Annotated in this window: 21 protein-coding genes; 2 read left to right on the forward strand and 19 right to left on the reverse strand. The window is 35.4% G+C overall.

Translation table 11 applies throughout. From position 1 onward, the window contains the following. Nucleotides 1-21 precede the first annotated feature (21 nt). The 6 genes from dltB to hepT all read right to left on the reverse strand — a co-directional run bounded on the left by dltB (nucleotide 22) and on the right by hepT (nucleotide 5,470). Nucleotides 22-1,236 (reverse strand): D-alanyl-lipoteichoic acid biosynthesis protein DltB, encoded by a 1,215-nt coding sequence (gene dltB, locus MUA87_RS09660; protein WP_023016016.1) that lies wholly within the window; start codon nucleotides 1,234-1,236, stop codon nucleotides 22-24. Beyond that, nucleotides 1,233-2,687: a D-alanine--poly(phosphoribitol) ligase subunit DltA gene (gene dltA / locus MUA87_RS09665; protein WP_070848745.1), complete on the reverse strand. Its 1,455-nt coding sequence runs from the start codon at nucleotides 2,685-2,687 to the stop codon at nucleotides 1,233-1,235. Before dltA ends, dltB begins: the two co-directional genes overlap by 4 nt. A gap of 16 nt (nucleotides 2,688-2,703) precedes the next feature. Continuing rightward, on the reverse strand, nucleotides 2,704-2,856 hold the full coding sequence (locus MUA87_RS09670) for a teichoic acid D-Ala incorporation-associated protein DltX (RefSeq protein WP_002481629.1): 153 nt from the start codon (nucleotides 2,854-2,856) through the stop codon (nucleotides 2,704-2,706). Nucleotides 2,857-3,281: 425 nt separating this feature from the next. After that, nucleotides 3,282-4,247, reverse strand: a complete 966-nt coding sequence (locus MUA87_RS09675; RefSeq protein ID WP_023016018.1) for a 2-hydroxyacid dehydrogenase — start codon at nucleotides 4,245-4,247, stop codon at nucleotides 3,282-3,284. An 8-nt stretch (nucleotides 4,248-4,255) separates the two neighbouring features. Beyond that, the gene (locus tag MUA87_RS09680) at nucleotides 4,256-5,035 is read right to left on the reverse strand and encodes a TIGR01457 family HAD-type hydrolase (RefSeq protein WP_023016019.1); all 780 of its coding nucleotides are present in this window, start codon (nucleotides 5,033-5,035) and stop codon (nucleotides 4,256-4,258) included. After that, complete coding sequence (gene hepT, locus MUA87_RS09685; protein WP_023016020.1) at nucleotides 5,036-5,470, reverse strand: type VII toxin-antitoxin system HepT family RNase toxin; 435 nt, start codon at nucleotides 5,468-5,470, stop codon at nucleotides 5,036-5,038. Between the two features lie 103 nt (nucleotides 5,471-5,573). On the opposite strand from hepT, the gene MUA87_RS09690 reads away from it, so the two are divergent. Continuing rightward, complete coding sequence (locus MUA87_RS09690; protein WP_262550656.1) at nucleotides 5,574-5,867, forward strand: DUF3055 domain-containing protein; 294 nt, start codon at nucleotides 5,574-5,576, stop codon at nucleotides 5,865-5,867. Nucleotides 5,868-5,922: 55 nt separating this feature from the next. Here MUA87_RS09690 and MUA87_RS09695 read toward each other — a convergent pair whose 3' ends face one another. The 7 genes from MUA87_RS09695 to MUA87_RS09725 form a co-directional block, all read right to left on the reverse strand. Continuing rightward, nucleotides 5,923-6,312 carry a YutD family protein gene (locus MUA87_RS09695; RefSeq protein ID WP_060804870.1) on the reverse strand — a complete coding sequence of 130 codons (390 nt, stop codon included), beginning with the start codon at nucleotides 6,310-6,312 and terminating at the stop codon, nucleotides 5,923-5,925. Between the two features lie 174 nt (nucleotides 6,313-6,486). Further along, nucleotides 6,487-7,416: a lipoyl synthase gene (gene lipA, locus MUA87_RS09700; RefSeq protein WP_002481623.1), complete on the reverse strand. Its 930-nt coding sequence runs from the start codon at nucleotides 7,414-7,416 to the stop codon at nucleotides 6,487-6,489. A gap of 82 nt (nucleotides 7,417-7,498) precedes the next feature. Next, complete coding sequence (locus MUA87_RS09705; RefSeq protein WP_105978192.1) at nucleotides 7,499-8,818, reverse strand: bifunctional metallophosphatase/5'-nucleotidase; 1,320 nt, start codon at nucleotides 8,816-8,818, stop codon at nucleotides 7,499-7,501. 14 nt (nucleotides 8,819-8,832) lie between these two features. Then, nucleotides 8,833-9,657 carry a sulfite exporter TauE/SafE family protein gene (locus tag MUA87_RS09710; RefSeq protein ID WP_002481621.1) on the reverse strand — a complete coding sequence of 275 codons (825 nt, stop codon included), beginning with the start codon at nucleotides 9,655-9,657 and terminating at the stop codon, nucleotides 8,833-8,835. A gap of 11 nt (nucleotides 9,658-9,668) precedes the next feature. Further along, the gene (locus tag MUA87_RS09715) at nucleotides 9,669-10,517 is read right to left on the reverse strand and encodes a DUF72 domain-containing protein (RefSeq protein WP_057510735.1); all 849 of its coding nucleotides are present in this window, start codon (nucleotides 10,515-10,517) and stop codon (nucleotides 9,669-9,671) included. A 120-nt stretch (nucleotides 10,518-10,637) separates the two neighbouring features. Beyond that, nucleotides 10,638-11,708 carry an NAD(P)H-dependent flavin oxidoreductase gene (locus tag MUA87_RS09720; RefSeq protein WP_023016024.1) on the reverse strand — a complete coding sequence of 357 codons (1,071 nt, stop codon included), beginning with the start codon at nucleotides 11,706-11,708 and terminating at the stop codon, nucleotides 10,638-10,640. Nucleotides 11,709-11,721: 13 nt separating this feature from the next. Next, nucleotides 11,722-12,762, reverse strand: coding sequence for a hemolysin family protein (locus MUA87_RS09725; RefSeq protein ID WP_002481618.1), 1,041 nt, complete (start codon nucleotides 12,760-12,762; stop codon nucleotides 11,722-11,724). Nucleotides 12,763-13,041: 279 nt separating this feature from the next. Between MUA87_RS09725 and MUA87_RS12875 the strand changes: the two genes are divergently transcribed. After that, the gene (locus MUA87_RS12875; RefSeq protein WP_371099752.1) at nucleotides 13,042-13,416 is read left to right on the forward strand and encodes a DUF1828 domain-containing protein; all 375 of its coding nucleotides are present in this window, start codon (nucleotides 13,042-13,044) and stop codon (nucleotides 13,414-13,416) included. 3,275 nt (nucleotides 13,417-16,691) lie between these two features. Here MUA87_RS12875 and MUA87_RS09735 read toward each other — a convergent pair. From MUA87_RS09735 to MUA87_RS12880, 6 genes are all read right to left on the reverse strand, one after another. Further along, nucleotides 16,692-18,164, reverse strand: a complete 1,473-nt coding sequence (locus MUA87_RS09735) for a peptidoglycan DD-metalloendopeptidase family protein (protein WP_105978190.1) — start codon at nucleotides 18,162-18,164, stop codon at nucleotides 16,692-16,694. Beyond that, nucleotides 18,165-18,413: a phage holin gene (locus MUA87_RS09740; protein WP_057510988.1), complete on the reverse strand. Its 249-nt coding sequence runs from the start codon at nucleotides 18,411-18,413 to the stop codon at nucleotides 18,165-18,167. 138 nt (nucleotides 18,414-18,551) lie between these two features. Next, entirely contained in the window at nucleotides 18,552-18,851 is a 300-nt protein-coding gene (locus tag MUA87_RS09745) for a DUF2951 family protein (protein WP_023016028.1), read from the reverse strand. 15 nt (nucleotides 18,852-18,866) lie between these two features. Then, on the reverse strand, nucleotides 18,867-19,169 hold the full coding sequence (locus tag MUA87_RS09750; protein ID WP_023016029.1) for a hypothetical protein: 303 nt from the start codon (nucleotides 19,167-19,169) through the stop codon (nucleotides 18,867-18,869). Nucleotides 19,170-19,211: 42 nt separating this feature from the next. Next, entirely contained in the window at nucleotides 19,212-19,379 is a 168-nt protein-coding gene (locus MUA87_RS09755; protein WP_023016030.1) for a hypothetical protein, read from the reverse strand. Next, entirely contained in the window at nucleotides 19,366-24,237 is a 4,872-nt protein-coding gene (locus MUA87_RS12880) for a phage tail spike protein (protein WP_107543496.1), read from the reverse strand. Before MUA87_RS12880 ends, MUA87_RS09755 begins: the two co-directional genes overlap by 14 nt. Between the last annotated feature and the right edge of the window lie 9 nt (nucleotides 24,238-24,246).

The following is a 24,246-nucleotide window of genomic DNA, read 5'->3' on the forward strand; positions in this document are numbered from 1 at the left end:
AATATTATTAAATCTCCTTTATTAAATCAATTTACCTGAAAAGATTAAGAATCCGAAAGTGACAAAGTGGAATGTGATAATAACACTGAGTGCTGTTGTGAACTTGTTATTAAAGCGAGGCGGATGTGTCTTACGCCAACGTTCATAATAACCATAACCAATAAAGCCTGCCGCATGGTATAAACCATAAACAATGTAATAAATTTCGATGCCATGCCAGATACCCATGATAAAGAAGTTGATAAAGAACGCGACATTCGACATTGCGAATTGACTCTTTAATAATTTCTTTTTAGACATGTAGAAGAGCGATCTCATATAAATACAATCACGGAACCAGAATGATAACGTCATATGCCATCTGTTCCAGAAGTCTTTAATATTCTTCGCTTTAAACGGCTGGTTAAAGTTTGGAGGTGTTTTGATACCGTAAATGTAACTAAACGCAATTGCGAACAAACTGTAACCTGCGAAATCAAAGAATAAATACATGCTGTAAGCATACATATATAACCAATAGTTTGTGAAACCATGTAAGTGCAATTGCAACGGCATCACACCGTATTGATTCACAAAATACGCGATAATATATTTATATAAGAACCCTAGCATAATCATATGCACTGCTTTTAAGATTAAACCACGGTATTCATCTTTAGTCGGTACTTTTTTATCATCTTTTACAAATCGTTTATAGCGGTCAATCGGTCCAGATGAAATCGTCGGGAAGAATGAAATGAATTGGAAAACTTTCCCCCACTTAATTTCTTTAATAGAACCGTCACGAATTTCCATAATCAACTGTACACTTTTAAAGGTAACATAAGAAATACCTAAAAAGCCGACAAATTGGATTAATTTGTGTTCGTGGAATTGAATTTGCTGACCACCGAGCCATGTACTTGTCAATACTTTAACAATGGCTAACGGCAAAATTGATAATGCCATCACGATAAAGAATTTTAAGAAAGTATTCTTCTTAGGTCGCGAATGGTAATACCACATAATTAAAAGTGCTTGCCAAACCACATATATTATAAAGCTAATCAGTTGGATACTTAAATATTTCTGCCCGAACAAGTTCAACTTATCGGAAGAAAAGATAATCACAACCATGATTGCTGTACTGATACCATTATAAATATAGCTTCGCTTACCTAAGAAACCTAAGATAATAACAGGTATAAGAATAATAAATGCAATCAGGAAGAAACTAAACGTACCATAAGGAATCATGAATTCAATTCCTCAGCGATTTGTTTACGGTCTAATTTACCGTTGTTTGTTAATGGTAATTGATCCATCCATACAAATTTTCTTGGAATCATGTATTCGGGTAAGCTGGATTTCAATTGTTGTTTAAGATCATGCGAATACTGCGCATTGTCTTCCACTGTTTGTGTCGGTACGACTGCGCCGATTAATTGAACGACTTTGCCGTTTTTATAAATCGGTACGACTACCGCTTCTCTCACTAAATCTGACTGTCTCAACAATGCTTCGATTTCTTCAAGTTCCATACGATAACCATTCATTTTGATTTGGAAATCAATACGTCCTTGGATGAACCATTGATCATCTTCAAATTTTGCTTTGTCTCCTGAACGATAGACACGTACGCCATCGACGTTACTGAAGACTTCTTTAGATTTTTCTTCGTTTTTTAAATAACCTGCGCTGACACTGTTGCCTGCAATCAGCAATTCACCTTCCTCTGTTGTAGAAAGTGTTGTGCCAGGGCGTGCTTGGCCGACTGGAAGCGGATTGAAACGTTCCAAAATTTCTTGTGTAATCTGTACACTAGTAACCGCTACAGTAGCTTCTGTCGGACCATACGTATTATAGACTACTGCAGATGGGAAGCGTGTAAGCAACGCTTGTGCAGTACGATGCGGCAGAATTTCTCCACAGAAGAAGAACTCTTTCAAGCTTGGATATTGTTTTTCATCTAATGTTGGCAATAATAAGCACATTTCAATAAATGAAGGTGTTGAAACCCAAACATTGATTGGAGTCGCTTGTAACATATCATTCAGCAATTTAGGCTTTTTAATCATGTCTTTATCTACTAAATTCAATGTACCACCAGTAACTAAACATGGATAAATTGCCATCACTGATAAGTCGAATGAAAATGGTGCTTGGTTCAACCATTCCAGATTTTCACCGAATTGATTCAAATCTTTCATCCATGTCGCAAATTCAGTTAAGCTTGCATATTCAATTTGAACACCTTTAGGTTCGCCTGTTGAACCTGAAGTGAAGATTGTATAGACCACATCTTCAGCTTGCATACGTGGTTCAAATGAAGCATTTGAAGCTGTTTCTAAAGCTTCGATAGTTAAGACTTTGCCATGTTCAAAAGTTAATGCTTGTTCTGATACATCAAAAATAAATTCAGGTTGTGTTTTTTCAATAATCATTGCCGTACGATCTTCAGGTACTGAAGTATCAATCGGTACATAACCGCATCCTGCTTTAATACCAGCCATCATCCCTACGATCATATAAGGTGACATATGGCCATATAACACAACTGGTTTTTGACTCTCTTCGATAAGAGAAGCCAATTGGTCAGATTTCTCATCTAATTGTTGATACGTTAAAGTATCATCGATGTGTCTTACCGCCACTGTATCCGGTTGTTTATCTGCGAAATGTCGTAATACACTAATAATATCTGTCATAACTATACTCCTTTAATTAGAATTCATTGTATATAAAGTTATTGTGTGTGTCTCCTGAGCCATATATCAAATACAATGTAATAAATATCGCTAAATAAAGAGCAGTCAATAAATATGGTTTTAATTTGTTAAATGTTTCTGAAGTAGTATTTTGTTCTTTGGATTTCATCTTACACCCCTCTATCTCGGTCATCTTTTTCTCTTTTTTGCGACTCAATGCTTCCTGCTGAATGTCTTCTCCAATTCAACAAAATTATAATTCATTATAATCTTTTTCTCATGTATTTTCAATTGTATATTGGAAAAACCATACAATCTTTTTCATTTGTTCATAATTAATACAGACCAAGTTTGGTGTTCTGTACCAATGCGCTATCAGCCGGTTTTATATCTATTAAATGCACTAATATTTTAGCATTTACAGTTTACTTCTCTTCGGTTGGAAATACAATCCTTTCCACCCTAACAGAATTGTAATGCTTTTTATTTGCTTGTCACATCCGCCCTCAGCCCTATCACAAAATTAAAATGTAAAATAAGAAAAATGCAGTGATACACACTGTTCGTATGTACACTGCATTCTTTTTCTGTTTATTATTTATCAGTAACTGGTGTAATAGCCGGTTGGCCTTGCAGTACTGATTTCACATTATTAATAGAAAGTTGAATCATTCTATCACGCGTTACAACTGACGCACTACCAATGTGCGGTAAAGCAGTAACGTTTGGTAATTGTAATAACGGATGATCTGCACGGATTGGTTCTTCTCTGAATACATCTAAACCTGCACCGCCGATTTCACCCTCTTTTAATGCTTGCAGCAAGTCATCTTCAACAACCGTTGCACCACGGCCGATATTGATAAATATTGCATCATTACGCATTTTCTTAAAGGCTGCCGCATTAAATTTATCTTTTGTTTCCTCTGTTAAAGGTGCTGTACATACGACAAAATCACTGTTTTCTAACAGTTCATCAAATGAGACATAGAGTACACCCAATTCTTTTTCAGCTCTACGGTGACGACTGCGGTTATGATACATGACGTTCGCTTCAAAACCTTTTAAGCGACGTGCAAAGGCTTTACCGATATCACCCATACCGAAGATACCTACATTGGAACCATGGACATCTTTACCTGCAAGCAAGTAAGGTCCCCAGCTTTTCCATTCATCATCTTTAATATACTTTGCTGCTTCTACGATTCTGCGTGCTGTCGCAAGCATTAATGTGAAGCCGAGCTCTGCTGTTGTTTCAGTTAAGACACCTGGTGTGTTCGTTACGGTTACACCATGTTCTTCTGCTAAAGCAATATTGATGTTGTCATAGCCGACAGCCATGTTCGCAACGATTTTTAAATTAGGTGCCGCTTCTAATGTTTCTTCATCAATTCTTTCGCTTAATGTGATAAATGCTGCTTCTGCATCTTTGATTTCTTCTAAGAATTTTTCGCGCGGCATCGGAACGAATTCTTCATCCCACATCTTCACATCCGCAAATTCTTCTAATTGTTGAATAAATTTATCTGGTACTTTACGTGTCACTAACACTTTGGTCATCGTAACACCTACCCTTCTAAGTCTTTGATTACCTCATTCAAATCTTTGAATGTGTAAGTTGGTTGTTGATCTTTTTCTGCTAATTCTTCCTTACTTGTTACACCTGTTTGTACATGAATCGTATCAATGCCTGCGTTGATACCTGACATAATGTCAGTTTCATATAAATCGCCGACCATTGCGACTTCTTCTTTCGGCAAATTAATAACATCCATTGCCATATCCATAATAATCGGCTGTGGTTTACCGATAAACGTCGGTTGTACTTTAGTAGATGTTGTAATCACACTTGTGATTGCGCCATTACCTGGTAAGAAACCACGTTCATTCGGAATAGATATATCTTGGTTTGTCGAAATAAACTTCGCACCATTACGCACACCGAGTGTACCTTGTGAGAATTTATCATAATCGACTTTAGTATCTAAACCGACTACGACATAATCCACATGTGTGTCATCAATCAATGTTAAACCTTGATTTAATAATGCTTGACGAAGTCCGCCTTCACCGATGACATAAATGGAAGCTTGCGCATTTTCTTGTTTAATATAATGTGCTGTTGCTAAAGCAGATGTAACTACTTCTTCTGGTTTCGCTTCAATGCCGAATCCAGCTAATTTCTTCACAACATCTTCTGGCACTTTAGTAGAATTGTTTGTCACATACAAATGTGGAATGTCGTGTTGGTTTAAATAATCAATGAATTGCTTAGCGCCGTCAATTTCATCAGCGCCTTTATACATTGTGCCATCTAAGTCAATCAGATAACCTTTGTATTGTTTCATTTATTTCTGGTCTCCTTTTCCAAATGCTGTAACGGGTACATTTTCATTGTTTAAGAAATTGATGACTTCATCAATAAAACGTTCATAGTCTTTAAGTGAAGCATCAAATAAAGGGATTAAATCTTTTGTATCTAATTGATCATATTGATGTACAAATCGTTTACGTACATCTACGGTTTGATTGATACCTTGTTGTGTTTCTTTAGAAATCACACCTTCTAATTCTAAAATATCAATGACATCTTTATAATTACCTGGATCTCTTAAAACAAAACCATCAATGACCATATTTCCGATATCTACGGAAGACTCAATCAGCATTTGTGCAATTCTTTCAAATGCATAATGGTTCTCTTTATTTTCTGAATAATCTTCTGTTAACTTTTGTAAGTAATTCAGCTTATACGTCAATTTATCTTTATCAACAAAATACATGTTATTCAACTCCTCATCCCCTCAATCATATCACATCTTTGCAGTACAAATCATTTCTGTTTATACTTGAGAAAAGAGAATGTACAAAGGAGTCAATGAAATCATGATAGAGATGTTTTTATACGATGATAACGAAGAAGCTGATGTACAATATGTTGGAATGGTCGGAGAAGAAAGTCGCTATGATTTAATGATGTTCCAAACCAATCGTCATTACGGAAAAGTACTTGTACTTAACATGCAGACAAACAAATTTGGAATTATTGGACCAGACGACTTAGCAGAAGATGGTTATATTGCTTATACATTAGGTGTCAGTGAAGCAGATGGAGAAGAACTGACAGCATATTTAAAAGATGTTATCCCTAGTGGCACATTTGATAGTGGAGAGTACTAATATTAAACACTAATAACAACTTTAAAATTGATATAACAAAAAGGACAGCTATCGATCAGCTGTCCTTTTGTTTTTGGTCAGAAGGTAAACTTGGCGCAATTTTAACATCATGTAATTTATCTGATGCATCGGCTTCTATTTCTTCTTGTGCACGCAGTTTTTTCAGTTCACGTTCAGGAATGCGACGTAAAATAAAATAAGCACAACCGAAGTTGCAGTATTCTAGTAAGTAATCTTGTATCGTCGCAAAGCGTTTACTGATTTCTACTTTTTTATTAGAGTCTTTGTAAAAACCTTTGAGTCTTAATTGTTCATAGCCGAAGTCACCGACTACAAAATCATATTTATCTAGTATTTCTGAATAACGGTTCGCAAATTGTTCTTCATCGAAACAATCACGATATTGTTCGATCATTTCGAAGTATTTATCTCCTACTTTTATCATGTATGTCACCTATCAATTCTATTCTTGAGCATTTTTGCTTGTTTCAATGTCTCGTGTGTTATTGACTTCAATCTTGAAGATTTACTTATATTATACATTATAACAGTAGTTGAATGACGAAAGAAGCGGACTGATTCAGCCCGCTTCTTCCCCATTCAAATTTATACTTATCAATTATGCTTCAGTTGATTCGTTTAATTTTTCTTCACCAATACGTTGTTTTTCTTTCGCAGCTTCGTTAACTTGCTCATCTGCGTGGTAAGAACTACGTACTAATGGCCCAGCTTGGCAATGTTTGAATCCTTTTTCCATTGCTACTTTTCGTAATTTACCGAATTCTAATGGTGAATAGTATTTTTCAACTTTCAAATGTTTACGTGAAGGTTGTAAGTATTGTCCAATTGTTAAAATATCTACATCTGCTGCACGTAAATCATCCATAGTTTCGTGAAGTTCTTCAATTGTTTCGCCTAATCCAACCATGATACTTGATTTCGTTGGAATATCTGGTTGTAATTCTTTAGAACGTCTTAAGAATTCTAAAGTACGGTCATATGTTGCACGCGCACGAACTCTCGGAGTTAAACGACGTACTGTTTCGATATTGTGGTTTAAAATATCTGGTTTAGATGCCATTAATGTTTCAAGCGCATCATAGTCGCCACCCATATCTGATGGTAAAATTTCAATTGTCGTATATGGATTACGTTCTCTTACTTTTCTTACTGTTTCAGCATAAACGTTTGAACCTGCATCACGTAAATCATCACGCGCAACTGCTGTGATTACCACGTGTTTTAAGTTCATAATTTCTACTGACTCTGCTACACGTTCCGGCTCGTCTAAGTCTAATTCGTTAGGTAAGCCAGTTTTAACTGCACAGAAGCGGCAAGCACGTGTACATACTGCACCTAAAATCATAAATGTAGCTGTTCGACGCTCACCCCAACACTCATGTATATTCGGACACTTTGCTTCTTCGCAAACAGTGTTTAAATTCTTCTCACGCATCATCTTCTTAAGACCAGTATAGTTCTCGTTCGTGTTCAGCTTTATCTTCAACCAGTCCGGTTTACGTAAAATCTCATTATTTTTTGTAGCCATTACAACACATACCCTCCTGTGTACTCATCTTCATCTTATTATAACGAATTTATAACAAAATGAAAACGCTATAAGTCATAATTCATAATTCTAATAATTTCTGTTTGAAAATATCTCTTAAAAATTCTGGCATCAAATATTCTGTCGGCAAGTTTTTAAATAGAGGGAAATAACGTCCAAACGTATACATATCAACAGTTCCTAATGTATAGATGTAATCATCAACAATCTCTTCTCCTTGAACAAAGAAACGAGATTCTGATTCAATATAACCCATTTGATATAAAATATAACCGCCGAAAATATCGCCTCTAAATCCTAAACCTTGCGCATGTTCGTGCATATACGCTTGTTCTTCAGCTGTTAAGATAACTTGTTTTAAATCACGGCCTGTAATTTTGATACGTACTAAATTAATCGGATGCGGCAACATTTGATGCACATCATATTCAGTGACGTTCGGCCCTTCGATGCCTTTGACTACTAACCCAGCGTTAATAATTGCACAATCTGCATGTGTGAACTCACATACACTTTCTGCAAGTAAATACGCTGTTTTGGTAATCATATCTGTTTTTCTTTTTAAGTTTACAGGATGATCAACTAAAGGCGTACTCATCAATGCTCTACCTTCTTCTTTAAAGTTCGTTTCAACTTCTGGCAAGGTGTCTTCAGGATGCAGGATTGCTGTTTTATGTACGACTTTCTTATTTTCAATCGTTAAATTAACTTCACCTAAGAAATGACCGTATTTTCCTGCTGCTGCCATTAAAACACCATTTTTCATTTCGCCTTCTTCAAAATAATGATGGGTATGACTACCAAAAATAACATCAATTTCAGGAATCTCTTCACATAATTTACGGTCGAAGAAGATACCGCAATGACTCATGATCATCAATACATCATAATTACCTGCTTGTTTCTCTACCTCATCTTTTATCGCAGCCATCGGATCAGTAACAACCCAATCTAAAGCACGATAGAACGGTGTGAAAGGTGCAGTTGCGGCAACAAATAAGATACGTACACCTTCAATTTCTTTAATATAACTCGATGTAATATGGTGTGGCAAATGGCCATCTTCATCAAACACATTACTGCAAGTAACCGCAAAATCAGCATCTTCATATAATGCGTTTAAATCTTCATGTGAAATGGTCATCCCTTCATTATTACCGATTGTCGCAATATCACAATGTGCGTCATTTAATAATTCTATATTTTTAAGGCCATGTGTTGCTTCTGTTACAGGTGCTGATAAATCAACATGGTCGCCGATATCTATATAAAGTGAAGGATGGTCTAGTAATGGTCTATGCTCTGCCATATACGCAGCAATACGCTCGTAAGCATGCAGATGGCTGTGAATATCATTCGTATGATAAATCGTTAATTTCAAACTCGACGCCTCCTTTAAAGCAATGATTTAATAATAAGATAAACCCCTAATAACAGCATCACCGTTCTCAGTAAAGCAACCACTGTATTAGATTTGATAGATTGGTTGATTCTAACACCGATTTTAGCTCCGACATAACTTGAAATAACTAAAACAAGCGCATAATGCCAAGCAACGTGACCTTGGAAAGTATGTCCGATAGAACTCATCACACTAGAGAAGAAAATCATCATCATACTTGTACCTACCGCAACGTGCGGCGGGAATCTGAACACAATCAACATTAATGGTGTCATTAAAGCGCCTCCGCCGATACCGAAGAGTCCTGTTGTAATTCCAATGAAAAATGTTACCACGAACGCAAATACAGGCGGCACGTGATAATGATAAATCGTCCCATCTTTATCTACATATGTTTTTTCATACTTTTTCTTTTCAAAGAGTTTGATCGGCTTAATTGAATTACGTACTAATAATAAAATCGAAACCAGAATCAAAAACATACCGAAGTACAAATTAAATGAATCTAACGTTAAATAACGACTGATAAATGAACCGAATAAGGAGCCTGGTAATAATCCGAATAAGAATATATAACCATTTTTAGTATCTACTTGCTTAGATTTTAAATACCCTAATGTAGACACTAAACCTGTCACAATTAAAATAATTGAGGAAGTTCCAATCGCTATTTGAGGCGTAATCCCATGGAGTAAATCATGTTCCACACCTAAATAGACTAATGTCGGAACTATAATTAATCCGCCTCCAATTCCGACAAGCGAGCCTAAAATCGCTGATAAGGCTCCTATTAAAATGAGTAAGAGAATACTCACCATATCATCACTTCCTAAAATAATTTAAGCTGCTGCGGTGCTAAGCCTTCGTAGTCAATACCAAGAATTCGTTGAAGTTCTTTCGCATTGTTTGCTGCGTGACCGCCTGAGTTGTTATTGAAAACTACATAAATCTTTTTAGCTTTTTGCTGAATAATACGCACATGTTGTGCAAGTTCTTCTAACTCTTCTGTTGTATAGTCATATAAATAGCGGACATCTCGCCACGCTTCGTCTGTCATATCTTGCTTAGTCCAACCATGACGGTTACGTCCATGATAGCGTACAAAGGCTGTATCCGTTGTAATGCGGTTGACGAAAGGTGCTGAACCTTCCCCGACTTGCGGTTCATCAACAATCGCATGAATCAAGCCTTGTTCTGTTAAAAAGGTTAAAGTATGTTCTTTCATCTCTCCTTCAAACCAAGTTTGATTTCTGAATTCTATACAAACCGGTACATGTTTTAAATGTTCACGTACATAACGTATGTAATTAATATTTTGAGTCTTGCAGTCAAACCATGGCGGAAACTGAACAAGTACCATCGCAAGTTTATCCGCTTCAATTAATGGTTGAATCATTAACTTGAACTCTTCAAATAGTTCATTTCGTGTCTCAGCAAAGTCTTTAAAATCCGCATGCAAAGTCAATGCTTGATGAATTTTCACCACAAACTTAAAACGATCGGGTGTTTCTTTTATCCACTTTCTAATGTTGCGTTCGGGTTGAATCGCATAATACGACGCATCTAATTCTACCACTGGAAAATGACTCGCATAAGTCTTTAATTTGTCTGTTTTACGACTTAGATCAGTATAAAGAGAATCGTGATCTCCCCACCCTGTCAGTCCAATATCTATCATACATAATCACCAATCTCATTCTATCATATTTTATGTCTAGAACCTGTTCACTTCATCTTAGAATTGAAGTAAAAATAAGTACTGCGCAATGACCAACGCAGTACTTATTACTCTTCATCTCTATGATTGAAAACGCATATCTTCAATTTGCTGCACTATAGATTCAACGACTTCATTCGCTTTACGGCTTGTCGCAAGTCTTGGTGTCTGACCACTCCATAATGACATTAATGAATGATCATGATTGGCAGTCGATGCTTTACGGATTGCTGAAGTCAATTGGTTTTGAATTGGATATTCTGGCACTTCTCCACGAAATGTAGACAGGTAATCTACAAAATCATTACGGATACCTCGTGCCATTTTGCCACTGAAAGCATTTGTTAATACGGTTGATGTTTCTGTGCTATTTAAAATTGCTTGCTTATACGCAATATCTGCACCGCTTTCTTGTGATGTTAAGAAGGCTGTTCCCATCTGTACACCTGACGCACCTAAAATCAGACTAGCAAGTACACCCCTGCCGTCCATAATACCGCCTGCTGCGACTACAGGTATAGACACTGCATCAGCTACTTGCGGTACAAGTGAAATACTGCCAATCATCGGATATTCTCCGTCTTCTTGTTTTAAAAATGATCCGCGGTGTCCGCCTGCCTCACTACCTTGTGTCACAATAATATCAATGCCTGCTTCTTCATTCACAATTGCTTCTTCAACAGAAGTCGCGGTACCCATCACAATCATATGATGTTCATGCATTTTACGAATTAAATGGACATCTGGAATACCGAATGTAAAGCTAACAATGGGTACGCGTTTTTCAATCAAGATATCAATTTGTTGTTCAAGTTGTTGTGTTTCAGATAAATTCACTACGGGTTGTTCTAAATCCAATGCACGACGATAAGGATTTAACCATGCATTCATTAAATCAACTTGCGCACGCTTGATATGTTTTTTACTCGGCACAAATAAATTAACCGCAAAAGGTTGAGTGGTTAATAATTTAACTTTATCTATTTCCTCCGCAAGTTTTTCTGAACTGAAATACCCTGCGCCTATCGTTCCTAAGCCTCCGCTATTACTCACACTAGCGACTAATTCAGGCGTTGTATTGCCTGCCATTCCGGCTTGAATAATTGGATACTTGATTCCAAGTTGTGCAGTGATTTTTGTATCTGACCACATATGTGAACACTCCCTATAAAGATGATTGATTCGCTTTTGGCTTTTGTCTATTTTTCAAACGTTCATCGACTTTATTTTGTTCATGTTGATCCATTTCATCTTCAATATCTAAACCAAGCAATTGCTCAATTAAGTCTTCCATCGTAATAATCGCATCCGTACCGCCATATTCATCTAATACAATGGCGATGTGTTTACGTGTCGCAATCATTTTACGCATGACCCACTCAGCTTTATTGTGCTCATTCACAAAAAGTGGTTTAGAAATATAATCTTCTAATGTTTTATCATAGTGACGACTCCATATTAATAAGTATTTTGAATGAAAGACTCCCACAATATTATCAATGTCTTCATCGTAGACCGGATAACGTGTATATGGGTGTGACATAATAATTTCATACACTTCGTCATATGGTGTATCTTTTGAGAATGCAGTCACATTGACACGTGGTGTTGTATCTACATCTTTAACACGCAATTGTTGGAAAGTTAAAACACTTTGAAGACGATCTCGTTCATTCTCATTAAATGCCCCTTGTGCCCCTGCAATGGTTACCATTGTACGCACTTCTTCTTTAGACATGGTTTGACTTTGGAATTTATCATTCGCAAGCATTCGGTTAATCAAACCAGTTAAACCATTTAAAATTTTAGTAATCGGCGTTAAGATTACCACAAATAAATGAATTACCGGATAGACTAATTTAGAAATCGCATCAGGATAAGTTGCTGCGATAGATTTTGGTATCACTTCTGAAACAATAATTACCACAACTGTAATCACTAAAGATGCAATCCCCACGTTCCAACCATGTTGTACAGCAAGAATAGTAACTAGCGTAGGCAACACGATATTCGCACTGTTATTTGCGATTAAAATCGTTGTGATAAAATCTCTAGGTTTATTTAAAAGTGCTAATAACCTTTTTGCCTTTGGATCTCCTTTCCTGCTTTCAGTCTGTAATTTCACTTTATTCGCAGCAGTTAATGCCGTTTCACTGCCAGAAAAGAAGAAAGAAACAAAAATTAAAATAATGATAGCTATAATCATGATGGCCGACGCTCCCTTAAAACTCTTATTGACTCTGTCAAAAAGCGTATATTTCTTATTAATTTCCCATCTCTCTATTTATGTAAACCGAACAAGTTCCACGCTTTTCACGAAGTACAATGATTAATTACCATTGTACCGAATTTTCAGATGAATTGTAGTACCTTTAAAAAATACTTTTAATAAAACAATCCCTCTAGGAGTAATACTGCACTTTAACGTTAGATATCTAACCAAGTAGATTTCAAGAAAATAAATTCACATACACTACGCGTAGAAATTCCTTATAAAGATTGCACGATGGATAACATCATTCTTTATGCTATCTTTAGCGATGATAAGCAGACTATCACACTTTGTGACGATGGCTATACACTATTTAATTTAAAATCTCAAAAACCTGAGTTGTTTGAGCAGAAACCAACTCTTAAATTACTATACAAATACATTCAAACATTTAATGTAAATATAGATGAAAGCACTGAAGAAATCTATATTGAATGTGTTATACAGAATTTAAATGAATCACTTCAAAGTTTTACTCAGTCAATCATTTGTATAAATAACTTATTCAACAATAAGACATCGATACAGAATTTGTCTCTAAAAGATACAACTAACGACTTTTTATCATTTAATCATTTACTTTTATGAACTAAAATAAAGCCAGAAAGTAAGATACAGTGTAACTGTTTACTTTCTGGCTTTTAAAATATACTTTTAAAATAAGTAAGTGAGATAGTAGATAAAATGAAACGCCATAAATATTACTGCACAAATTATAGAAATCGTGAGAAAACGATCTCCAACGACATCATTATATTTTTTGATTTTCACACTACAAATTATACTTCCAATCGCAAATAACGGACTGATAATTGTTAACAATATAAATACTGCTGCTAGAATCTTTAACAAAGTTGGATTATTCTTCATAGGTTTCCCCTCTAAACGTTTTCTTTATTTTATCACTTACTTATACCACATTTCAGAATTTTACGTCACGTTAAATTTCAATATAAATTGCATTAGTAGACTTTAACATGTCCTAATTTGCTTAATAAAATACCAAAAATCGTATTAATCCTGAACTTGTTTGACATGCCTGACATAATTCTCTTTAAATCTCGGTAAATCTCTATATTGTTTCATTACACTTATCTTTTCACTTAACTTCAGACATTAAAAAAGCAGCACACATACGGTTAAGTATGCATGCTGCGTATTTTAATACTTATCTTCAATGAACACTATTGAATTAACCGATAGAACCTTCCATTTCGATTGGAAATGAGGTTTTTCTAAAATTTAAGAAATTAAAAACGTTGATTTGACGCGGTTTTTAAGCACTCTATTTTTCTGAATTTTACTGTTTTTCAACAAAACGGTATCAAAAATGGTATCAAAAACCCACCTGACTTAATAGGTGGGCCTTGTTATGTATGTACACCACATCAACCTACCCCCATTCGGGGACACAGAGCTATGTCGCTCGTCAGCAACGTCATATGAATTCTCAGTTGATGTGATGTAGACACTTTAAGTGGTCTGTGTCGTTGACCGAGTCGTTTCATGAACAACTATTTCATACTGCTATTATATCATAAAAAAGAGGCTGCCGAAGCAACCTCTAAGCCCTATTATCCATACTTATATTGATTAAGACTTTTTCAACTTAAAATTCTGACATTTGAAAGTAGTGGAAAATAGTGAAACAATTACACACGTGCAATATCTTACTGATATTGCATAGATATAATACCCTACTTTTTAGTTGCTGTCAAAAGCAAAATGAAGTTAAAATAAATGCCACCAAAAGGTGGCAAAAAGGACTATAAATAATTAACTGATATTACAATAACACATCACGTTTTCTATTTCTATCAAAAAAATATATAAAGAACGTTTAAATCATATATAAAGAGGTTGCCAAAGCAACCTCTCTCCTTATTAACTTTAATTTTATAATTAAGCTTTGTTCAAGTTACATATCGCCACGTAAAAATGTCATCAACTCATATAATTACGAATAATCTTTTTGATGGAGAAATTTTCAATTCTTAATAAGGAGACCAATACCTAAAAGGTATTGCTTCATATACAGTACAATATTTTATATCGAAGGTCAATATAAATTCAATACCATTTCTGTAATAGAATGTTATGAAAAAAAGATGCCTTATTTAAAAGACACCTTTTAACAAAAACGCATTCAATATTTTTAAGGTTTTACAGGGATATGTAAAAAAATTGTAACATATCTGGATATAAATCCACAACTACTTTTTGTAATATTTACGTGCTCGTTTGAAAATAAATAGTTATGATAAAAATAATTACACTAGTCTCATTGTATAAAAAGCGCTATCAGCAACTTTTTACAATAGTACTGATAACGCTTGAGATAAAAATTTTATTTAAAGTTAGCTATGATTGGGATAAAAATAACTATATACATTTTAACATTATATGAGTATTTTTCAAGGGTGCCACAACTTTAAAATTATAAAAGTTCAAAAAGAGGTATGGCAATACTTGTTTAATAAGGATAAGAAAACAAATGAAACATAGATATTAAATTTCAATATTTGTATAACTTCCTATTTATTGAAGCGCTTTGATCACTCACTTTAGTATGATATTTTAAATAGAAAATCAAACAACAAATAAGTAAATACTAAAAAATTTAAGGTTTAAATGATGGTGACAATGGTTATGTATATAATGTAAGTATAACCCAAGCTTACAAAATTAAAAACAATGTTTTAACAAAAAACTCCCTATCTATATTTTTGTTTATCAAGCCCATTGCTTTCTCGTGTAGCAATGGGTTCTTTAGTATGCAAATAATTTTAAAGATCATTATACATAAAAAAACCACCCCAAAGGGTGGAAAGTAATGGGTTAATTGGGTAATTACATCATATCATAATTTTTCGAATCATACTACACAATTAACAAAATACAAGTGCGCACCTTCCCAAAGATAACCTTCTTAGTCTTATGTATTTACACAAGGCTTACAACCTATAGTTATTTCTACATCTGTATTTCAACGTAAAAAAGAGGTTGGCAAAGCAACCTCTAAGCACTATTGTTCACACTTATTATCGTCAAGACTGTTACAACCTCTAAAAATTGAGTTAGATAGAGAAACTATAAACATTACAGTATCTTTTTCAATACTGCGACTATCATGTTAATATAGAGCTTCCACTTTGTCAAAAATCTACCTGCTAGTTAAGTGAATCTTAATATGTATACCACCTCGAAAGGTGGTTGTATTCTCGTTGGGATAGTTAGGAAGAAAGTAACGAAAATACATATTGATGCCTATGATAAAGCATCCAAGAAGTAAGGGCACAATATGCACGACATGCATACTCCAAAACAAATCATAGCACGCTTCTTTTACATAATCAATAAAAAGGGCTACCCGTAGGTAACCCCTAAGCCCTATTATCCATACTTATATTCATCAAGACTTTTTCAACTTAAAATTTCAACACTCAACATGAAAAAGTAGCGGTAAATAGAGACACAATAACACACGCACAATACCTTATCGGTATTGCGTATATTATTTTAATACAGTATATTGATACTGTCAAAAACCAACCAAATAGTTAGGTAAAAATATGTATACCACCTCGAAAGGTGGCTGTATTCTCGTTGGATAGATTAGAGAGAAAGTAACGAAAATACATATTGATGCCTATGATAAAGCATCCATGAAGTAAGGGCGCAATATGCACGACATGCATACTGCAAAACAAATCATAGCATGCATCTTTTACATAATCAACAAAAAAGAGGGTTACCCGTAGGCAACCCTGAATCTGAACCTTAGTGTCTATTTACTCACTTATCACATATTTGGTGTAACAAAGAGAAAAAATAATAGGTATCTATTATATTATCATACTCTTTTAGTGAATGCTACCCCAAATGTCGCCTACTCCATGATTAGGCGGTGCGACACCGTTCCATGTTCTTACTGGCAGATAGAGTCGTTCACTTTCAAAGCTGTCGTAACCCACCCAAACATGACCGTCTTGCAACATTACTTCATCATAATTAATACTTGCGCCTGCTGGCAACTTACCTGCTTCATTACCATCAATACGGAATGGACCAACGTGCCATACTTGGATAGGTTCATTACCATTTTTGAATGTAGCTTGTTCATTTTTCCACCAAGTACCATGTTTGTTCTTTTTCCAATCTGTTGTCTTAACCACTTGTTGTTGTTCATTCTTTTTAACTTCTTTTTTAACATCATTTTGTTTGATAACTTTGGCATTGCCTGTTTGTAATTTACCACCGTTATAATAATATTTAATACGACTAATAAAGTAATCCTTCATTTTATTTTGGTTAGCAGTTGTATACGGTGCGCCTTTGCCGACATGCAATTCCCATGAACGATGTGGGCATGATGTACCAAAGAACTCGTTATGCAAGCGTACAGTTGAACGGTTAACTGGTAAGTCGTAAGACTTCATGACATCAGCAACAACTTTTAAAGTTGCTTCTTCGTTCTCTAAGAATAGCTTGTCTGATAAACGACCTGGGTATGACTCACAAATTTCGAATCCGATCAAGTTACCGTTTGCCCATTGATGACCACAATGCCACTCAACGTAGTCTGTTGGATGATACCAAAGCACCTCATTTCTATTAGCATACACACTTGCCCAACCATTAACATGTGTACCATTATTTTCGCGTGCGTATAACCAAGGTAAATATTGAGCAGGTGTCATACTTCCGTAATCATTATGGATAACCACGCCTTGAACACTTGGCTTTGGAGCTGTAATTTTACTACCTTTGATATGGTTAGAATAAATATGTTTCAATTGTTTCTCACTTCCATTCTTAGATTTATCTTGCTTTGCATTCAGCTTACTAATATCGTACTTTTCCATTGGCAATCCACTGCATACTTCCGCTGTTTCATCATTCAAATCCGTTCCTTTAGGACGTAGTTGCAAATGAAGATGTGCATTCATAGGATTGTCATAATAGTTGGATGAACCTTGCAATCCTACAATGTCGCCTTGATTGACTTTATCGCCTTTTGTGAATCGTAATGAATCGCGTTGCAAGTGGCCATAGATCCAATCATTACCGTTGGCATCTCTGATTTCTACTGTACCGCCGAAATTACCATGTGTTTCGCTTGTGACCACTGTTCCGCTAGTTACTGCAGGAATGTCGTTAGTTGCATTAGAATATAAATCAAACGCTCTGTGGTAACCATTACAAAATGAATCGTAGTTCACTCCGTTTTCTTGGTAGTTACGATAGCCATAGTTGTTTGGATAACCATTATATTTACGTGGGTCGGATGAAATCTTCCAACCTTGTTTAGTTAGATAATCGATAGCAGTTAACATCTATTTCAACCCTTTCTCTTTTAAATAATCCTCTTGATCACGTGCTGATTTCTTCACAATAAACGTATTCTTCCATACACCATATGCGACCAATGCAAGCGGTAATCCAGTATTGATTACATTAATCCATGCATCTACTGTTCTTGGGTTAATCCATTCCGCGCTGATTCCACTTGCTTGCAGAGCAAGGTATAAAGCCCCGAGAAAACCGCCGATTAAAGCAATATATTGTTTAATTTTATCTTCCATTTAATTCACTCCTTTGAAATGTAAAAAGCCGACACCGAAGTGCCGACTCTTTTCATATTTTATTTACATTTACCGAACCAAAAACATTCCCAAAACGATGCTCCAAATGTTAAGAATCCGAACATAGTATCACCTCCTTTATATGCCAAACAACATACGTAATAAAGCTAATATACTTGTGCTTAAAATAGTACCTATGACACCAAGCATCCACATTTTTAGATCTTTTATATTTTTGGCATTTTCTTTTTTGTTTTCTTCTTCCTTTAATCTATCTCGTTTTAGCTCTTCAAAAGTTCTATCGAGTTTATCATAAACTTTTTCTTGATTCCTCAAGCTAGTTTCGATGTTCTCTAATTTTTCAAACATATCTTTATCGTTTTCTTCTAGGCGCATAATTTTCCATTCGTGCTCACGCCACTTTAAAAAGCCAAACATTGTGCCACCTACTTTTTACAAAACCCCTAATGAATCAGATTCATCTTCTCTTTCTTCCACATAAGGTTCTCCTTTTTCATCAAAAGAACTACGTGTAATATCTTGTCTCACATAATATGTCTTTGCTCCATTTTTAAAGATACCAGCCAACATATTCTGCATTGCGCATACCTGTTTGACTTGCTCTTCATCAGTAAACCTATAAGCGTTAGCAGGTGAAGCACCTCTCACAAAGCCATTTGAATAATTCTGCATTAATGGACTTTCTTCTCCGTATTTATTGACTTCCACTAAGTAAAATTCCTTAATTTTTTCCATAATAAATTCCTCCTAAAAATTGTATAAAAATAGTGGTATAAGTTACTCACTTACACCACGGTCATTTTCACCAGTATTTTGTTTGTTTTCTAATTCCTCTTGATACAGTGCGAACAAAATTGCATTATCTTTTTCCAGCTCAGTGATTTTGTTCAATAAGTTATTAATTACCTTGTTTGGATCTGCTTGTAATTGGTTATTTTGATTCATTTATTTGTTCCTCCAATCCATCTACTTTTTCAATCAATTCTTGTATAGCTTTAGTATTCCAAAACAACACTTCATTGCCATCAAAACCATCACGATGTCTCCATTCAATCGGTATTTCTCTTTCAATAATAATACCGTGATGGTCACGAACATATTCTTCCTCTTTTTCAGATTTGTTTTTATAAGAATATAATTTTAGATTATTGCGGTATGCATCAAGCACACTATAATTCCACTCTTTAATATCATATTTATATCTCTCTGATGACATTGCTACATAGTTTTTGAAACGTATATCTTTATAGCCAATGTCCCCGCCGTTATAAAGTAAGTTGTTAGTAATTCTTACTTCACCTGTTGAAGTACCGATATAAAAGTTGGTACTTGTTGTACGGATACTTTCAGATTGTATCCATCTGCATTGTAAATCACCGTAAGTTGGATTCCCATTGTTATAACCTTTGTAGTCTGTGATACGAACCCTATCATCAGCTTTGAGATACAAATAACCACTTCTGGATTGGAAATCACCATAAAAGTTTCTTGCATGGAAACTGCCTGTTCCAATATCGCCGAATTTGTTGGTAGCATAAACAAGCGGCTCATATTCACCTTCGGTTTGACCCGGCATCCCTGCTTTTCTGAAACGTATACCTGAACCGGCTTGACCAGCTTCATTATAGATTTCACCGAATAAAAGTGTGCCGTCTGTATCTTTAGCATTATCATTATCCTTAAGATAGAAGCTGAATTCATTCACACCGGGACGCGAATAAACTTGAGGACGAATATAAACTGAAGCTTCCCATGTTTCAATATTGGTTGTAAGGCGTGAACGTGTATAGATACGACTGTTTTCAGCATGCAGGAATACGACACCATAGGTAGATGATAAACGCACACCGCGTGAATTATCATTCATTAGATCATAGTGAAATTCTAATGCACCGGCTTGTTCTGAACCGACACCGCCGGACATCATTGTGGATAATCCTTTTTCAGTCATATAAAGGCTGTAACCCGTCTTCTGGTTTCTTGATAAAATATAACCGTCTTTAATGCCGACTGTTGCTGTTGGAGTATCAGTTACGCCGCCCCATGTCCTTGTGAATGTACCACGGGATAATATTTCTTGATTCTTGATTGATAAATAATTTGTAGTGTCCCCGCCGCGTATACCTAAGTTATTTACATTGATGTCTAAACCTTCTGGTGATAAGTTTAAACGATTAACGATTTCATCTTTACCGACCTTATTATTTACATTACCAGCTAACACTTGAAAATCTTTGTTCACATTGATATTGACACGGTCACCCTTCAACATAATGCCATCGGGGCCAACAGTATGTGATTGAAGATTACCATTTTCATCGTATGAAAGTGTCAGACCTGTTGTCGTATTAATAGATAAATCACTTATTACATTCGATAGTGTTTTCTTACTGGCGTTAAACTCTTCTTTTGTTGCACGTGCATTGATGTCAGTACCATTCTGATTAATCTGTGTTTGCATAACACTAAACGTTTTATCAGTTTCTGCTTTTGCTTTATCAATATCTGATTTGACATCTTCCGGTGCACGCGTCCAGTCTGTTGCTTTGTTGCCTTTTTCTATTTTGATGTTTTCAATTGTAAAACGGTCTCCGTTGTTATTGTTGTAAAAACTCAAATTCCATAATGTACCCGTTTTAGTTGTTGATACTAATGGTAAAGTGAATGACAGCCTTTGTTTTTTATTGCCGATATTTTTAAATACCTTTTCTCCAAACATGAAATCAAAGTTGGTTAAAGTATCATATACTCTTAGTATTTCACCGCGTTCCATTTGCACATCAAAACTTATCGTTATGGTTTCGCCCAACTGTAATTTACTATGTGCACTTGTGATTAAAGTAGCCCAATACTGATTATAATTGTTCGAAGTATCATTGATAGCCTTTTTGATATTTACGCTGTTTTCTAATAAATTTCTGCCGCCGACCTGTACATTATTAATTGCTGTATTGATTTCATTAGTAGTCGCTGTCTTGTTATCTGTATATTCTTTGATGGTCACACGGTCATTAATCGCATTACTTAATTGTTGGCGTTGCGTGTCTGCGCTGTTTAAACGCGTGACTATATTATTTTGGTCTGCGTCATAACTTGTTTGCGATACTTTACTACTGATTTGTTCCGGTAACACATCTAATTGCGCTTTCTGTTCATTGATTTGCGTTTGCAGCGGCTTGATGTTTGTATCATACATCGTTGTCAATTCTGTTTTGTCAGCTTTCAATGTTATAACGTCTTTAAGCTGCTTAATATCCGATGATTGCTGTGTCTGCGTTGTTGTAATTGGTTCAAGATTTTCATCGGTATAAGCTTGTGCTGCCTTTTGAGTTTCCTCTGCATATGCCTTAGCTTCTTCTAATTTTGCTTGAGCATCTGCGATAGCTCTTTGTTCTTCTTTAGTTACAACACCGTCTGCGTATGCTTGTAATTCTGTTTTTCTCAATGTGTCCTGGGCATCCGCATAAGCTTTTGCGGCAATAGTCGCCTCTGATTGCGCCTTTGTAATATTAGTTTGAACATCTTCTGGTGCTACTGTGTAATCAGTCGCAATCGTACCTTTTTCAAGTTTAATTTTATAACGTTTGAAGATTTTATCTAATGTTGCTTTGTCTTTTGGGAAAAATGAAAAATAATTGAATTGTTTCAATGACACATCATTATCAAAATTGCGGATTAAATTACCGGCTGAATGTTCCCAGCGATAACCACCACTTGCATCTTGACCATTTTTAGTAAAACCGAAGAATACATCTGTCATATCAACTGACGTGTCATTATCCGTGATTTTAATAACTTTCTGCGTATTATCGTTACTCACCTTGATATAGCCATACAAACCGGTGACATTGTAATAATCATAAGAAGTAGGTAACAAGTTGCGTCCGCCTACTTGAATGCCGTCTACCTTAGCACTCACTGCGCTGATGTTGCTGCTTAATTCATTCTTAGTTTGTGTTATCTTGCTGTTGACTTCATCGTCAATAAGCTGCTTTAATGCGGCGTCTTGGCCGTTAATATAGGTTTTCAACGCGTCTTCTAATTCTTGTTGACTTGGAATATCTGCAAGTAATTGACCTGTTTCAGCGTTCCATGTGCCGCCGATGCCTTCAGCTACTTTAGACATTGCATCATTGAATTTCTCATCTGTGTATTGAGATTGCAGTAATTTGAAACGATCATCTATTGCAATCTTAGCGTTTTCTAATGAATTGTATAGTGTTTTCAGCAATTCGCGATATTTTAAAAACAGTGCTTGTATATCAACAAGTTTGCCGATTGTCGCTGTTTCCGGTGTCATACTTTCAAGATTTGTCTTAATTGCATTATAGACGTTGATTGTATTATCTAAATTTTGTTGAACTTGTTGTTTTAATGTAGTATCGACTAGGTATTCACTGTCTATAACTTCATACACTTCACTTAATAATTTGCTATGTTGAATGTTCAAATTTATAAATGTGTTGTTTAAATCATCGTACAAAGCTTTCTCACGTGTAACTGCGCCAATATCATCAGCTTTTTCGGCAGTCGCATTTATCCACTGTCCATGCCAGTATCTACGTAACACTGCTACTTTAGGATTACTTGTGTCTAACCACAACATATCATTGACTGGATTTTCCGGCGCATCTTGCGACTTAATAATTTTCTTTTCGAAATACTGTAATTGACTGTTAGTCTCCCTAACAATAGTATTCACATTGCTGAAGTTATCATTCATTCGTTGTCTAATATTGTTAAGGTGCTTATAAAACTCTTGGCGTAAATCATCTTCACGATATTCTTTATACTCGCCAAAGGAATATGTCGATTCTTTAGTAATCATGTCATAATCTTCAGCGATTACTTCAGCTTCTAAATACAACGGAGGCGTAAAATCTCTATCTTTTATACGTACCATATCGCCAATATGAACAATTTCATGCGGTTGATATGTTTTAATATCTAGGGATGTTACTTCATAACTGATTTTTTCTTTTTTACGTTTGTTCAATTCAGTTGTACCTAATGAACGTAATCGTGCTTCAGTCATATTCTCATCTTCAGTTTCAGGTTCATAGATGCCCCAAATATATCTTCCTGGCAATCCAAATTGCGCTTGGGCTTCATCATCTTTGACGGTTAAAGTAATACGTGAACCATCTTCTTTTTCAGGACCCACACATAACAGCGCGGTATTAACTTCGCTCATATCAACAATCCGCTTTAAACCAGTTAAGTCTTTACCTTTAACTATTTCTTTACCTTGAAATATAGGATTTCGCTTACGCAGTACAACGTAGCGACCATCAACTGTATTACTACCTAACTCGATATAAAAATCAACTATCATATCGTAAGTCGTACACAATTGCACCAGTATATCGTAACGTGTATGAAAACCAGTCCATGATGTCGTACGTATACCCCCATATTCAGTAGCTTCTGACACTTGCCATCCCGTATCTTTCAATACACCATATAAGGCTTCTGTGGTTGTCTTTTTCTCAAAGCTCCCTGGTGCATAAGGAGGCGCACCGGTTATATCTTCTAAATATGAAGCTGTTGTTTCTATTTCAGTATACCCATCCATGTCTTGTGAAATATGTTCGATAATAAATTCTCTATACTGACCAGTGCTATCTTGAATAATGACTCTATAATTCTTTTGCAAATTTATAGCTCGTTCTGACAGTATTGTAAAGTCAAACGTTTCTGAGCGATTATTAATATCACGGTTATGTTTTGCGTTAATAATTGATGCGTCATCTTCGGAAATAAAGTCTATAATTTTATCTTCATAGTCTAAAATATGCAGCAAATTGCAACC

The sequence above is a fragment of the Staphylococcus simulans genome (genome assembly GCF_025561465.1).
In the GTDB taxonomy this organism is placed as follows: Bacteria; Bacillota; Bacilli; order Staphylococcales; family Staphylococcaceae; genus Staphylococcus; species Staphylococcus simulans.